The organism is Rhodoferax sp. (genome assembly GCF_039922535.1).
Classification (GTDB): Bacteria; Pseudomonadota; Gammaproteobacteria; order Burkholderiales; family Burkholderiaceae_C; genus Rhodoferax_B.
Map to the genome: position 1 here is coordinate 19,139 of NZ_JBDTEM010000078.1, position 14,802 is coordinate 33,940.

At 64.0% G+C, this 14,802-nt stretch carries 14 protein-coding genes; 2 read left to right on the forward strand and 12 right to left on the reverse strand.

Annotated elements, in window-relative coordinates:
• Positions 1-22: 22 nt before the first annotated feature.
• From ABI213_RS03205 to ABI213_RS03225, 5 genes are all read right to left on the reverse strand, one after another.
• Entirely contained in the window at positions 23-763 is a 741-nt protein-coding gene (locus tag ABI213_RS03205; protein WP_348008199.1) for an SDR family oxidoreductase, read from the reverse strand.
• A 24-nt stretch (positions 764-787) separates the two neighbouring features.
• Complete coding sequence (locus tag ABI213_RS03210) at positions 788-1,819, reverse strand: amidohydrolase family protein (protein WP_348008200.1); 1,032 nt, start codon at positions 1,817-1,819, stop codon at positions 788-790.
• A gap of 32 nt (positions 1,820-1,851) precedes the next feature.
• A complete protein-coding gene (locus tag ABI213_RS03215; RefSeq protein ID WP_348008201.1) occupies positions 1,852-2,547 on the reverse strand; it encodes a type 1 glutamine amidotransferase domain-containing protein in 696 nt (231 codons plus the stop codon).
• Positions 2,548-2,630: 83 nt separating this feature from the next.
• Positions 2,631-2,930: a superoxide dismutase gene (locus ABI213_RS03220; RefSeq protein WP_348008202.1), complete on the reverse strand. Its 300-nt coding sequence runs from the start codon at positions 2,928-2,930 to the stop codon at positions 2,631-2,633.
• Between the two features lie 40 nt (positions 2,931-2,970).
• On the reverse strand, positions 2,971-3,540 hold the full coding sequence (locus ABI213_RS03225; RefSeq protein ID WP_348008203.1) for a flavodoxin family protein: 570 nt from the start codon (positions 3,538-3,540) through the stop codon (positions 2,971-2,973).
• 188 nt (positions 3,541-3,728) lie between these two features.
• Between ABI213_RS03225 and ABI213_RS03230 the strand changes: the two genes are divergently transcribed.
• Positions 3,729-4,664, forward strand: a complete 936-nt coding sequence (locus ABI213_RS03230) for a LysR family transcriptional regulator (protein WP_348008204.1) — start codon at positions 3,729-3,731, stop codon at positions 4,662-4,664.
• On the opposite strand, the gene ABI213_RS03235 is transcribed toward ABI213_RS03230, so the two are convergent.
• Entirely contained in the window at positions 4,661-5,563 is a 903-nt protein-coding gene (locus tag ABI213_RS03235; RefSeq protein ID WP_348008205.1) for an NADP-dependent oxidoreductase, read from the reverse strand. The two genes, ABI213_RS03230 and ABI213_RS03235, sit on opposite strands and share 4 nt — an antisense overlap.
• Before the next feature lie 108 nt (positions 5,564-5,671).
• On the opposite strand from ABI213_RS03235, the gene ABI213_RS03240 reads away from it, so the two are divergent.
• Positions 5,672-6,550 (forward strand): LysR family transcriptional regulator, encoded by an 879-nt coding sequence (locus tag ABI213_RS03240; RefSeq protein ID WP_348008206.1) that lies wholly within the window; start codon positions 5,672-5,674, stop codon positions 6,548-6,550.
• A 102-nt stretch (positions 6,551-6,652) separates the two neighbouring features.
• Here ABI213_RS03240 and ABI213_RS03245 read toward each other — a convergent pair whose 3' ends face one another.
• From ABI213_RS03245 to ABI213_RS03270, 6 genes are all read right to left on the reverse strand, one after another.
• The gene (locus tag ABI213_RS03245) at positions 6,653-7,255 is read right to left on the reverse strand and encodes a DUF2894 domain-containing protein (protein WP_348008207.1); all 603 of its coding nucleotides are present in this window, start codon (positions 7,253-7,255) and stop codon (positions 6,653-6,655) included.
• Positions 7,252-7,902, reverse strand: a complete 651-nt coding sequence (locus tag ABI213_RS03250; RefSeq protein WP_348008208.1) for an OmpA family protein — start codon at positions 7,900-7,902, stop codon at positions 7,252-7,254. Before ABI213_RS03250 ends, ABI213_RS03245 begins: the two co-directional genes overlap by 4 nt.
• Positions 7,899-10,373 (reverse strand): DUF802 domain-containing protein, encoded by a 2,475-nt coding sequence (locus ABI213_RS03255; protein WP_348008209.1) that lies wholly within the window; start codon positions 10,371-10,373, stop codon positions 7,899-7,901. The genes ABI213_RS03250 and ABI213_RS03255 overlap by 4 nt, the downstream gene beginning before the upstream one ends.
• Entirely contained in the window at positions 10,370-11,176 is an 807-nt protein-coding gene (locus ABI213_RS03260; RefSeq protein ID WP_348026093.1) for a DUF3348 family protein, read from the reverse strand. The genes ABI213_RS03255 and ABI213_RS03260 overlap by 4 nt, the downstream gene beginning before the upstream one ends.
• Before the next feature lie 408 nt (positions 11,177-11,584).
• Positions 11,585-14,272 (reverse strand): alpha-ketoglutarate dehydrogenase, encoded by a 2,688-nt coding sequence (gene mdeB, locus ABI213_RS03265; RefSeq protein WP_348026095.1) that lies wholly within the window; start codon positions 14,270-14,272, stop codon positions 11,585-11,587.
• A gap of 18 nt (positions 14,273-14,290) precedes the next feature.
• Positions 14,291-14,802: pyridoxal-phosphate dependent enzyme (locus ABI213_RS03270; protein WP_348026096.1), on the reverse strand; the 512-nt coding region annotated here is incomplete at its 5' end.

Here is a 14,802-nt window from a genome sequence, read left to right on the forward strand (position 1 = left end):
GCGTAAAAAATGCGATCCATACTCAAAACTCCTGCCGTGTCGGGCGAAAGAGGATTTCGTTGATATCGACATCTTCGGGCTGGCTGATGGCAAACAGCACGCAGCGCGCAAAGCTGCTGGCGGGAATGGCATTGCGCTCATAGAACGTTTGCATAGCCTGAACCATGCCCTCGGCTTTGGTGGAGGCGGGCAATTCGGTGTCTATTGCTCCTGGTGAGAGGATGGTGCTGCGGATGTTGTAGGGCTTGAGCTCTTTGCGCAGCCCTTCGGAGATCGCGCGCACAGCAAACTTGCTGGCGCTGTACACCACGCCGCCCGCACTCACAAGGTGTCCGGCCACCGACGATACATTGATGATCTGCCCACTCTTTTGCGCCTTCATGTAAGGTAATGCGGCGGCAATTCCATAGAGCACGCCCTTGATGTTCACGTCGATGGTCTGGTTCCACTCGTCCACACGCAGCATCTCCAGTGGCGAAAGCGGCATCACCCCGGCGTTGTTCAGCAGCACGTCAATGCGTCCGTGTGTGTCGACCGCGTGGGCTAGCAGCGCCTGAACCTGCTCGTGGTCGGCAACGTCGGTTTGCACAATGCTCTCAGCGCCCAAGCCGAGTTCTTTCGCGAGCGCCTGCAAGCGGTCCAGCCGTCGCGCACCCAGAACCACCTTGGCGCCCGCTTGCACCAGATGGCGTGCTGTTTCCGCCCCCAGGCCGCTGCTGCCGCCGGTGATGACAACCACCTTGTTTTCGATTCCTTGCGTCATGCGCATTCCTTTCACATAGTCAAATTACAGACCCAAGAGCCGTTCGGCGTTGCCGTGGGCAATCAGGGCTTTGTCAGCATCGCTGACGGGCAGACGCTCGATGAAAGCGCGGGCACCGTCCAGGCTCTGGTAGGGGTAGTCGATGGAGTACAAGATACGCTCCGCCCCCATCAGGGTGTGGATGAACTGGAAGTGCGGCAGTGTGAGCATGCCGCTGGGCGAGACGTACACATGCTCGCGGTAGGTCTGCACGATGGGGCGTTTGAGCCCCGACGCTTCTTGCGGGATGGAATCCTCCAGCCTTTGAAGGAAGAAGGGCACCATCTCGCCCCAATGGCCGCTGATGATCTGGAGCTTAGGGTAGCGGTCGAACACGCCGGCCAGCAGCATGCGCACCACCTGGATGCCCGCTTCGTTGTGCCAGCCCCAGGCGAACATGGAAAGGCGCGCACTGAGTTCACGCTCCAGGCCGCCATAGTAGGGGGCTTGCACAGCAGGCAACGGCAGGCCAGGATGTACATACAGCGGCACCTTCAACTCATCGAAAGCGGCGAGTATGGGCGCGTAGCGCGCATCGTCCAGGAAGGTCTCGCCAGGACGACCGTTGATGAGTGCCCCCTTGAGCCCGAGTTCTTTTACCGCACGTTCCAGTTCGCGCGCCGCCGCCTCGGGTGCTTGCCAGGGCAGCGTGGCAAAGCCAGCGAACCGCGTGGGATGGGTTTGTGCTGCAAGCGCCAACTTGTCGTTGGCCGCACGGTTCAGCTCGATGGCCTGTGCGGCGGGCAGCAGCTGAGGAAATCCCCCGTAAGAGAGCACCTGCATGCCTATGCCTGCCGCATCCATATCAGCCAGGCGCTCCTCACCTATTTCCAGGCATTTGCGAGCGGATTCGCTGGGAGCGATGACGTGTGGCCGACTGGTATCGGCTATCTGCCGGCCATCGACTACGCGGCTACCCCAGTCGGGGAGATAAGGGGCCTCGGCGCGCACGAGACTTTGCGTGGCAGCACCGATGGCGCGATCGAGCACATGCTCCTCGACACAAATGAGTTTCATGCTTTGCCCTCCTTTTCAATGTCAGCGGTCGATCAGGCCAGCAGGGCGTCGCGCAGCGCGTTGCCCAGGCTCGATGCAGATTGCGGGTTTTGGCCGGTGATGAGCCGACCATCGACGATGACGTTGTCGGCCCAATTCGGGGCGTTCTGGTGGAGCGCGCCGCGTTCGTTGAGCGTGGTCGCCAGCAAAAAGGGCACGACGTGGGTGGACTGCACTTCCTCTTCTTCACCATCGGTGAACGCTGCCAGCCGCTTGCCTGCCACCAACAGGCTGCCGTCGGTGCGGCGCGCGTTGACCAGGGCCGCCGGGCCGTGGCACACCGCCGAGACGATACCGCCGGCAGCGTCGATCTCGCGGATAACTTTCTGCGCGGCAGCGCTGTCGGGGAAGTCCCACATCGTGCCGTGGCCGCCGGCAAACATGACGGCCGAATAGCGTGAGGGATCGATGTCATCCAGACAAAGCGTATTGGCGAGGGTATGGCGGAACTTGGCATCGGCCCAATAGCGGGCGATGACGGGATCTTGCATGTCCTCCAGGCCGTCGAGCGGTGGTTCACCGCCCAGGATGGATGCGATCTCCACGCGGATACCGGCGGCCTCCAGCTTGTCCATAGGGTGCGTCAGTTCGGCCAGATTGAAACCGGTGGGGATACCGGTGACCCCCTTCACCGCGCAGCTGGTAACGACGAAAAGTACAGGTTTAATTTCAGAGGCTTGTTTTGTCATGATCGGAGGTTGATGTGTGCAAACAAATGGGGCGAGAGTGAGGCCTGCACCAACAAAGGATGCGAGCCAGGCCCTCGGCTTGATCAGGCGTTGCCTGGCGCAAAGAGCATTTCCCAGTTCGTAAAAGGCCCGAGCGGGATCACGTCCCAGTCGATGAGGCCGGCCTTGGCCAGCGGAAATTCGCCCAGCGCCTTGCGGGCGGCCTCGACCGAATCGGCTTCGGCGATGACGGCCACGCCGGGACGGTCCTGGCGGAAATAGATATCGCGCACGATGCCGCCCTTGTAGAGCTGCCAGGCGTGGCGCGCTTCATCCAGCATGTGCGGCTGGTACTTCTCCATGCTGGCGCCGGGTTGGGGGATGTCGAGGCAAAGAAATTTCATGGTGATGCTCCTTGGTTGGAAGTAGTGAATCGAAAACTGATCACGCGGTTTTGAGTCGGCGTACGGTGGCGGCCACGCGCTGCCCCAGGTAGGCTGCGGTGTCTAGATCGCTCTTCATGGGGGTGTCCTCTGGCCCCTGGTCGCCGTTGGATTGCGCCATCGCACCTAGCCAGCTGCCCAGTCGGTTGAGGTCATGCACGCTGCCGCTGCTACTGTCGTTGCCGGGCTTGAGGTCGAGGCCGACCCACAACATGCCGTGTTGGGCCGCAAACAGCGCCATTGAAATCAGAGAGTGCAGCTTGTCACCGTTTTGCGCGCCAGAGTTGGTAAAACCGGCGGCAACTTTGTCGCGCCACTTCATTCCCATCCAGGCGAGCTTGGTGGAGTCCTCACAAAACTGTTTGAAGCGTGCACTTGGCGCGCCGTTGTATGTAGGCGAGCCGAAGACGATGGCATCGCTGGCTTCAAGTACCTCCCACGGTATTGCGCCCTCGGACACTGCTATGAGTTGGGCTTCAGCGTCCGATACCCGTCGTACGCCCTCGGCGACACTTCGAGCCTGTTTGGCCGTATGGCCCCAACCACTGTCATAAACGATTGCAATAAGCACTTGATATTCCGTTTCAAAATTTGATGTCACAACATTCCGGCCGGGCGGACTAGCCGAATTAAAGGCAGCAATCCGACCCACGACTTGTTGCCTGAAATTCCCATTTCACGGTGTTTTTGAATCATAATGTAGAAAATTAATATCCAATGTAGAAAGACGTTCTCATGCGAGAAGACACAAATTCACCAATGTCCCCGGCAGGTGCCCTCCCCGAGCGCCAGGAGCGGCTCGATGGCGTTACCGTGTTCGTTGAGGTCGTGCGCTTAGGGGGGTTTGCCCGGGCCTCCGAGCACCTGGGCCTCACGCGCTCGGCCGTGGGCAAGGCCATGGCGCGTTTGGAGGCACGCCTAGCCACACGCTTGTTTCATCGCACCACACGGGTACAAAGCCTGACCGACGACGGACAGATTTACCACGAGCACTGCCTACGCGCGCTGGCCGAAATGCAAACAGCCGAGGCACAGATGGAGTCGGGCCGACACGAAGTGGCAGGTCGATTGCGCGCCACCATGCCCGTGCTGTTTGGTCGCCATTGCGTGGCGCCGATACTGCTGGATCTGGCGCGACAAAACCCGTTGCTTGAGCTGCACTTGAGCTTCAACGACCAGCACGTCGACGTGCTGGCAGAGGGTTTTGATCTCGCCATTCGCTGCGGCGCATTGGGCCCCGAAAGCGAAGGCCTGCGTGCGCGCAAGCTGGTGGAGCAACGCAAGGTGGTGTGCGCTTCGCCAGCCTATCTGGCCGCACGCGGGCGGCCGCTGAACAAGGCCGAGCTGGCCGGGCACAGTATCTTGCTGTACCGGCGCGCCGACCGTATCCACGTTTGGCAACTGCCAGACGCCACCGGCCGTATCGGTGACACGCCACTGAGTTCGCGCCTGTTGCTTGATGATCTGGAAACCATTGCAGATGCGGCCGCCGCCAGTTTGGGGCTCGCGTGGCTGCCCGAATGGCTGGTGAGAGAACGCTTGCGTACCGGGGCCCTGGTCAGCGTACTGGACGACCAACCCGGCGCGACGATGGATTGCCACGCGCTCTGGCCCAATGCACCCCACATGCCGTTACGCCTGCGACTGGCGGTGGACGCCCTGGTCGCGCAACTGCCGAGGGTTTTGCACGCTTAGCCGATGGTGATGACGAGCCGCCCCGTGACGCGGCCCTGTGCGCTCAGTTCGTGCGCTGCCGCAACCTGGTCAAGCGGGAACGTCCGCTCCACAGGCAAGGTGAAGGAGCCAGCAGTGAACAGCGCGGCGGCGCGTGCCAATGCGGGCGTGGCATCTATGTTCTCGAATGATGTCTTCACGCCATGCTCAGGCGCTGAGATATCAGAAATCGAAAGTACTTTGGAACTATCGCCGGTGATCGCCACCAATTCTGGCAGGATGCCAGATCCGGCAATATCTAGCGCCGCATGCACACCGGCCGGCGCCAGGGCGGCGACCCGCTCCGCAAGTCCAGGACCATACGCCGTTGGGATCGCCCCCATCGAGCGCAAGTAGTCATGTTTCTGCTCGCTGGCGGTGCCGATGGTTCGGATACCGGCCGCCTTGGCCAACTGGATCACCGCCAAGCCGACCCCGCCGGCGGCGCCGCTAACAAGCAGCGTTTCGCCGGGCTTCACGCCGACCTGGGCGATGATCCGTGTCGCCGTCTCGACCGCCACACCGTAACCGCCCGCTTCCTCGAACGACAGACCATCGGGCTTGTGTGCCCATTCGTCGAGGATCGCATACTCGGCCATGGTGGCATGCCCTTTGCCAAATATGGCATCGCCCACCGACACGCCGGTCACGCCCTCGCCTATGGCGTCGACCACGCCCGCCGCGTCAAATCCGACGCCAGCCGGAAACGCAAGCGGCATCATCGCGTGGAGGTAGCCAGACCGTAGTTTCCAGTCAATCGGGTTAACGCCCGCCGCCTTGACCGCGATGCGTACCTCACCTGCGCCTGGCTGAGGAAGGTCAACCCCCTCTATCTTCAAAACCTCTGGACCGCCATAGCTGTAAAACCGTACTGCCTTCATTTGAGAACCCCTTGTTTGGAAATTGGTGAAGTAGCCATTGTCTTGATGCGCACAAATGATGCATAGTCTAAAAAAATTGGACAATCTGTCTCAAATTTGGAACGCTTAATGGATCTCACCGCACTTTCCGATTTCAATCTTGTCGCCACCCACGGTGGCTTTGGGCGGGCGAGTCGCGTGAGCGGGCAGCCAAAGGCATCGTTGTCGCGCCATGTGCGCGCGCTGGAGGAATCTCTGGGAGTACGTCTCATCGAGCGAGGTGGCCGCGCGCTGCGACTGACGCCGGAGGGTGCTGTCCTGCACGCGCGCACCGTCGACCCCTTCAGCGAGATCGCACAGGCAGCAGAGGAACTGAAGGCCGGTATCGGCCGGCCGCGTGGCGTGCTGCGCGTCAGTGCGCCGCTCTTGTTCGCACACGTCGCGATGGGGCGGTTAGGTGCGGCCTTTTGTGCGGCACAGCCCGACGTGCGGCTCGATGTCACGGCAGAGGATCGACTGGTCGACTTGGTAGGCGATGGCTACGACGTTGTAGTGCGCTTTAATCCGCGATCGGACGATACGCTGGTCGGCCGCCGGTTTTTAAGCGACCGCCTCGTGCTCGTCGCACCGCCGAATCTGCAACGACCCAGCACCAACGAAGGGACGCCCGAGCTCCCGGCTGTCGTGCGTGCCGGTCGCACCGACGTGGCCTTATGGACTGTCGTCGATGCTACAGGCCAAGTACATACCTACCACCCTCGGCCAGTTCTGTGCTTTTCGACACCCTTGCTGGCGCGAGATGCGGTTCTCGCTGGCGCTGGCGCCGCTATCCTGCCGCGCTCGGCCGTTGCCGTCGAGATCGCATCGGGTCACCTCGTCGAGTGGGGCGTGGTGCAAGCGCCTGCCATCGAATGCTGGGTGCTGCACGCATCTCGCCGCCTGGTCAGTCCCAAGGTAAGTGTTTTCGTGGATTTTCTGTGCGCGTACTTTGCCGAGCACAGCGAGTGAAGCAACTCTTAAAACGTGTTGACGTTTTTCCGAACCGCAGAGTCAGGCGACCCCGCGCATGCAAGCCGCGCAGCAGTCCAAGAACCCATTCGAAGACCGCCCCTATTTCTTCCGCCGCCCAGTCCGCGCCCCCCGCGCTTGCGGCGCAATCAGCCGCTGCCCCTCCTGATCCAGCCACAGAAGCGTTTCCGCATGCGACAAAAACCGGCGCAGGTACTCGGGTGACAGCGCGCGCATCGTAGCCAGGGAGCGCAGCACCAGCATGTGGGAATTCAACGGGCCTGCGTTTTCCGGGCCGCGTTGGAGGGACTGCTCCACCTGGTCCACGACGGCAAATTGCGACCACACCTCGCGGAAGGCTTGCACACTCTTCAGCTCGGGGCGGCCGCCCCAGCCGCTGGGGGCGGCACTGCCTTCGGCGTCGGGCTGCGTGGCAGTGCGGATGTAGGCGTTCAGCGCGGCCAGCGGGGATGTAGTGGGAGCGACCGATTCGAAACTATTGGCCTGGGGTCTGCGCCCGGCATAGTCAGCCAGAGCGGTTTGCAGCTTGCCATCCACCACGCGCCGCACGGGCTCGGGCGCGGCTTGCGCGCGCTGTTGCATGGCCTCCAGATAACGAAAGCGCACGGGGTCCCAGTGCTGCGCGCCAACGCTGCGCAAAGACGCCAGCGTTGGTGACGCATCGAAAGCCTCTGGCTGCATCATGGCGTGGGGGGTTTGTCTGCAGCAGAGCGCGGCACGGGGGCCATTTCCACCCGGCGGTTTTGCGCGCGGCCGGCGTCGTTGTCGTTCGACGCCACGGGCTGCTCGGCACCAAAGGCAGCGGCGAACACCCGCGACGAGGGCATGCCGGATTCGATCAGGGCGCGTGACACGGTGAGCGCGCGCTGGGCCGACAGCTCCAGGTTGTCGGCGAAGTGCTGGTTGCGGTCGATGATGGGCTGGTTGTCGGTAAAGCCGCTGACCATCAGCATGTCGTCGCGTGCGCCCAGGTAGACCTGCAGCGGCGGCACCAGGGTCTTCAACAATTGCCGGCCTTCGGGGCGCAGCTGGTCGGAGTTCACGGGGAACAGCACGTTGCCGCTGATGCCGATGCGGCCGTTGTTCAGCGTGACGCGGCCGGAGGCCAGCGGTCCGGCCAAGGCTTTTTCCAGGGCCATGCGGCGCTGCTCCTCGGTGTGGCGCTTGGCGACTTCGGCCTGCAGGTTGGTGACCAGGTCCATCTGCACTACGAGTACGCCGACCAGCACCAGCACGAAGGCGCCCAGCAGGCCCGACATCAGGTCGCCAAACACGGCCCAGACGGGCGCGGTTTGCTCTACGCCATCGTCCCAGTCGTCCGCGCCGGTCATGCCACAGCGCCTTCGGCCACGGCGGGTGCGCTACGCAGGCGGCGCATGTCTTCCACCACCGTTTGCTGCGCGGCGATGCTGAGGTCGATCACCTCGCGGGCCTGGGCCACGTAGTAGGCCAGTTGCTCGTCGCTGCGCGCCGCCGATTGCTGGATGGCACCTTCCACGCGCTGCAGGCTGTCCGCCAGTTTTTCATTGGATGCGCTGAACAGCTGCACCCCGTGGCCAAAGGCTTCGCCCAGGCTAGACAGCTCCACGGCACTGCCAGCAACTTGCGCCGCGGCGTGCGCGGTGTGGCTGGTTTGCGCCTCCACCGCTTGGGCGAACTGCCCACCTGCAGCTTCCAGCACGTTGGAGGCGGATGCCACCAGCGACTCGATGGCGGCGCGCTGGTCGCCTGTCGCCTGGTTCAGCGTCTGCAGCAGCGTGGCTAGTTGCTCGGCCAGTTGGGTGCGTTCGGCAAATACCTGGTTGTCGCGCTCGCTGAAGCCGGCCATTTGCTGGCGCAGCTGGGCGATGACTTCTGCGGCGGCTTGGGGGGCCTCGGCGGCCATGGCCATGAGGCGGGCCATAGGCTCTTCCAGGGCCGTGCCCAGGGTTGCCAAATGGGTGGTGACGGCGGTCTGCAATTGGGCCAGGCTGTCCACTGCCGCCTGGCCCCGCCCGGCTTCTTCGGCACGCAAGGCCGCCAGCTCGGTGCGCCACAGGCTGGCCAGTTGGTCTAGCCGCTCGCCCTGCTGCTGCGTCCAGCGGGCTTCTGCCGCTGTGTGTGCGGCCAACAAGCCTTCGGACCGGCCCACTACGTCGGCCAGCTGTGCCAGCGTGGCACCAGCGCGCTGGCTGATGTGTTCCACCATGTCGCCTGCGGTCTTTTCCAACGTGTGGCACACCGCCTGTTGCTGGGCCAGCGCCTGCGCGCCCATGGCCTGCCATTCGCCTTGTAGGAGTTGGGTGGTGGATTGCAAAGCCTGCGTCCAGCCTTGCAGGTGCTGCTGGTCTGCCGCCGCCTGCGCGTCCAGCGACTTGGCGGCAGTCGCCTGTACTGCGTCCAGCAAGGCACTGGAGCGCTGTGCGAAGGTGTCGGCAAAGCCTTGCAGCGCCGCATCTAGCTGCGCCGCCTGGGCCATGCTGGCGGCGGCGCGTTGGCCGGTGTGTTCCACCATCTCGGCAGCGGTCTTCTCCAGCGTGTGGCACACCGCCTGTTGCTGGGCCAGCGCTTGCGCGCCCATGGCCTCCCATTCGCCTTGCAGCAGCTGCGTGGTGGATTGCAAGGCCTGCGTCCAGCCTTGCAGGTGCAGCTGGTCTGCCACCGCCTGCGCTTCACGCGACGTGGCTGCTGCCGCCTCGACCGAAGTTAGCAGCGTACTGGAGCGCTGCGCGAAGGTATCGGCAAAGCCTTGCAGCGCCGCGTCCAGACGCTCCGCCTGGGCCTCGCTGCTGCGCACATGGTTGTGTTGCGCGGCGGCCCAGCCATCAGACGCGCGGGTGGCCGCAGCGTCCCAACTCTGGGCCAAGCCGTGGAGCTGGCTTTGCGTGGCATCAAACACGCGCTGGTGCAGCCGCGTGGACTCTTGCGCCATCTCTGCCATCGCGGCCTGGACGACGGGCTGGATGCTTTCGCCCGCAGCCCGTGCCGCAGCGGCGAGGCTGGCTTGCAGCGAGGCGCTGACGGAACTGGCGAGTTCGCTATATGCGCCGGACACGCCCATGTGAAACTGCGCCTGCTGGCCCTGCAGCTGTTCGCTGAGCTGCTGGCTACGGCGCTCCATGCCGTCCATCATCGCCTGCAAACGCTCGGCCACTTCGGGCAGCGCGTGGGCTTGCAGTTGCACGGCCTTGAAAGCCTCTTGGCGCTGTTGCGCCATGGAAAACGGTCGCAAGCTGGTGGCGATACGCGCATCCAGCAGGCGCACCACGTCCAGCCGCTCGCGCCGGGCCATGGCCGACAGCAGGCCCAACACCGCCGACGCCGCCACGCCCGCCACCGACGTACCAAATGACAGGCCCAGGCCCTTGATGGGCGCGGCCAAAGCAGAGCGGATGGCGTGCAGATCGGTAGAGCCTTCCAGCGCAAACACCGCGCCCTTGAAGGTCACCACCATGCCCAGGAAGGTGCCCAACATGCCCAGCATCACCAGCAAGCCCACCAGATACGGCGTCAACGCCAGGCCGGGCAAAGCGCTGCGCTCGCCCTCGACGCGCATGCGCACGGGGTTGCGCAGCAGCGCGGGTACGCGCTCCAGCCAGGTAGGCAAATCCGCAGGAGGCTGCACCAGCTCGGCCAGCGCGGTGGCCAGCGATGCCGTGTCGGCCCTAAATCGGCGCAGCTCCAGCGCGCCCAGCAAATACACCCCGGCAATCACCACGGTCACGGCCAGCGCCAGCGCGCTGGTGCCTACAAAGCCATAGCCGACCCAGGCGACGCCCAGCAAACCAATGGCGAAGATAGCGGCGAAAACAAACCTATTCATACTGCGTTCTCAACTTTTTCAATGTTCCTATGCGGCGCCACCGTGGGCGCACGCGCAAGTGCGATTTCTCGCTGGAATGCCTCTACCAGGCCCATGACCGGCTCCAGCCGCAGGTCCAGCTCGGCCAGCAGTACGGCCTGCTGCTCCTTGTCAAACCTGTCCAACCAGCCACCCGCTTGCTGCCGCAGGGCGGGTTGGTCTGCCTGCTGGTGGGTGGTGCGTAATTGTTCAAACCGGTTCTTCAGCAACGCTGGAATGGTTGCCAGCGACTTTTGCTCGCGCGCGGCCAGCAGTTGCTCCCACACAGCGTCCAGCGCGGCCAATTGCCGTAACGCGGGCGATACCGAGGCCACGGCCTCGCGCACACGTATGCGCAGCGGCGGAATCATCCATTCCATTTGCCGCTGCAGGTCCAGGTGGCGCTGGCGAAACAGCGCGTAGTCGGCCACCGGTTCTGCAGGCGCTGCGGGTACCGGCACGGGATCGGGATTGCGGCCGCGGCGGCGGCTGGCGCCCGCATCGGCGGCAGTCACAGGTTTAGCCGTAATGGCGTTGACCAAGACCATCCGCACCTGCTGCACCTGCTCTGCAACCGGCACACTGGAGCCCTTATTGACAGACGTACCGACTGACGCTTGCGTCGTGTGGATCGCCTGGAGTGCGCTGCGCAGCGTTACCGCATCGAATAGGCCGAGCACGGCGCTCAACTGCTCGGCCGAATCCACGCTGGCGCCCGCCGTGGCGGCAGAGGTCGGCTCACTCAGCAAGCGAACAAGTTTGGAACTGCTGAAGTTCGTGCGCAAAAAAGATTCCTTTGCACCCAGGAGGTAGCGGCAGTGGAGGCGTACAGGGCGGCAGCCGTGTGAACACGTCGCCGGCCACAAGCCTGTGGGCGAGAGCACGGTGGAGACCCCCGCACCCCGATGATGAAAACACCTTGCGCGTAGCGCTTTTAAGCCTAGTCATTCCATCTGCAGCACAAAGCTGCTGGCTGTTTTTGAATCGCCTAGGCTGGGCGCGGATTGTACCGGGCGCACTCTGAGCGCCCCCTCCAGCGCCTTGCGGACAGCGCCGCCCTGCTGCACCAAGGCCTACACGCCTGAGAGAACAACGGCAGCAAAATTATCCATAAAAATGCACTCTAGAGCAGGTAGCACCTGCGCAAGCAGCTATTTTTTAAATAGCAAAACATGTACTGACTGGGGGACGGGCTAGATGGATGCCATGGACAGGGCATCGTCGTCGTGGCGGCGGCGGTTGTCGTCGGCCTCATGGACGATGATTTCGTGCACCACGCGGACGCTGGCTTGCACGATGGCCTGGGCGTTGACCTCGAAATGCGCGCGCAGGGCGGCCCGCGAGTCGCTGCGGCCAAAGCCGTCGGTGCCCAGGGTCACAAACCTGCGGCCATCGGGCACAAAGGCACGCACCATCTCGGGCAAGGCCCGCACATAGTCGGTGGCGGCGATGATGGGGCCGCTGCTGGCCGCGAGCTGGCGGCCAAACCAGCTGTCTACCGTGGGCTGGGTGCCCTGTCGCCACAGCCGCTCTTGCGCCTGGCCTTCGCGGGCCAGCTCGGTGTAACTGGTGATGCTCCACACGTCGGCGGCCACGCCGTGCTCACGCTCCAGTATCTCGGCGGCCTGCAGCACCTCGCCCATGATGGCGCCGCTGCCAAATAATTGCACTCGGCGCGGCAGCCGCGGGCCGGGGCGCAGCAGGTACATGCCGCGCAGCACACCGGCATGCGCATCGGCGGGCAGGCTGGGGTTGGCTACGTTCTCATTCGTCACCGTGACGTAATAAAACTCGTCCACCTGGGCCTCCAGCATCTGGCGCGCGCCGTGGTCGATGATGACGGCCAGTTCGCCCGCAAAAGCCGGATCGTAGGCGCGGCAGTTGGGGATGGTGGACGCCACCAGATGGCTGCTGCCGTCCTGGTGCTGCAAGCCCTCGCCGCCCAGTGTGGTGCGGCCGGACGTCGCGCCGACCAGAAAGCCCCTGGCGCGCTGGTCCGCTGCGGCCCAGATCAAATCGCCCACCCGCTGGAAGCCAAACATGCTGTAGTAGATGAAAAACGGCAGCATGGCCAGGCCGTGGGTGGAGTAGCTGGTAGCAGCCGCGGTCCACGACGACAGGGCACCGGCCTCGCTGATGCCCTCTTCCAGAATCTGGCCGGACACCTCTTCTTTGTAGAACAGCATGGACTCCGCGTCTTCGGGCTGGTAAAGCTGGCCGAAGGGGGCATAAATGCCGACCTGGCGGAACAAATTGGCCATGCCAAAGGTGCGCGCCTCGTCGGCCACGATGGGCACGACACGCGGGCCCAGTACAGAGTCCTTCAGCAGCGCGCCGAGCTGGCGCACAAAAGCCATGGTGGTGCTCATGGCCTTGCCGTCGGCGTGCAGTGCAAAGGCGGCAGTACTTTCCAGCGGGGGCACCGCGACCGGCGGTGCGGTTCTTTCGCGCAGCGGCAGGTAGCCGCCCAGCGCCTGGCGCCGGGCCTGCAGGTAGCGCATCTCGGGGCTGTCGGCTGCGGGTTTGAAGAATGCGGCCTGTGTGACTTCTGCGTCGGTCAGCGGCAGCTGGAAGCGCTCGCGAAACGCCATCAGGTCGTCGCGGTCCAGCTTCTTTTGCTGGTGCGTGGTCATGCGGCCCTGGCCCACGGAGCCCATGCCGTAGCCCTTCATGGTTTTGGCCAGCACCACGGTGGGCTGGCCACGGTGTTGCGCGGCCTTGGCAAAGGCGGCGTGGATCTTCACCGGGTCGTGACCGCCACGGCGCAGTTGGTCAATCTGCTCGTCGGTCAGGTGGGCGACCAGCGCCTGCAGGGCAGGTGTCTTGTTAAAAAAGGTGCGGCGGTTGAAGGCACCGTCGTTGGCGCTCAGGGTTTGGAATTCGCCGTCCACGGTTTGCGCAAAAGCCTGGGTAATGGCGTGGCCGTGATCATGCGCCATCAGTGCATCCCACTCGGAGCCCCACAGGCACTTCACCACGTTCCAGCCCGCGCCAGCAAACAGCGATTCCAGCTCGTCCACGATGCGGCCATTGCCGCGCACCGGGCCGTCCAGGCGCTGCAGATTGCAGTTGATGACGAAGACGCAGTTGTCCAGCTTCTCGCGCGCAGCCAGGGTCAGCGCGGCGATGGACTCGGGCTCGTCCATCTCGCCGTCGCCAAAAAATCCCCAGACCTTGCGGCCTGCGGTTTCCAGCAAATTACGGTGTGCCAGGTAGCGCATGAAGCGCGCCTGGTAAATGGCGTTGATAGGGCCTATGCCCATGGAGCCGGTGGGGAACTGCCAGAAGTCCGGCATCAGGTACGGGTGCGGGTACGAGGTAAGCCCCTGCAGGCCCTGCCCCTCGGCCACCAGCTCTTGCCGGTAGTGCTGCAGCGCGCTCTCGGGCAAGCGCCCTTCCAGATAGGCCCGCGCGTACACACCTGGCGCCGAGTGGGGCTGGAAGTACACCAGGTCGCCGCCGTGGCTGGGCGTGCGCGCATGGAAGAAGTGCTGAAAGCCTACCTCGAACAAATCCGCCGCCGAGGCATAGCTGGCGATATGGCCGCCCAGCTCGCCATGGGCGGCGTTGGCGCGCACCACCATGGCCAAGGCGTTCCAACGCAGGATGGCCGACAAGCGGCGCTCCAGCGCCAGGTCGCCGGGGTACGGCGGTTGTTCGTCCACGTCGATGGTGTTCAGGTAGGGCGTGACGGGCTCGGGCCGCCAGGCCAGCTTGCGGCTGCGCGCGTGTGCCAGCAGGGTATCCAGCAGCTCCACCGCCCGCGCCCGCCCGGCCTGCGGGCCCCAGGCCAGGAGGATGCCGTCCAGCGCGTCGCACCATTCGCGCAGCTCCTCGGGGTCGTGTTCGCTGTTCGCTCCGTTCGGGGTCTGCTGTTCCATGGTGCGTGCCTCCTAGTTTTAGCCGTTGCGGAACAAGAAGCTGTAGGCGTTCAAGGCAGGCACGCCGCCGAGGTGGGCGTACAGCACTTTGGAGCCCGCGGGGAACTCGCCGTTGCGCACCATGTCGATCATGCCCTGCATGGATTTGCCTTCGTACACCGGGTCGGTCAGCATGCCTTCCTGGCGGGCGCACAGGCGGATCGCGTCCAGCGTGCCTTCGCTGGGCAGGCCGTATTCGGGGCCGCCGTAGCGGGTGTCCAGCACCACGTCTTGCTCGGTGATGTCGCGGCCCAGCTCCACCAGTTTGGCGGTGTTTTGGGCGATGCGCAGCACCTGGGCCTTGGTTTGCACCGGCTTGGCCGAGGCGTCGATACCGATCACTTTGTCGGCCCGGCCATCGGCGGCAAAGCCCACCACCATGCCGGCTTGCGTGCTGCCGGTCACCGAGCAGACCACGATGTAGTCGAACTTGAAGCCCAGCTCAGCTTCTTGCTGGCGCACTTCTTCGGCAAAACCCACAAAGCCCAGGC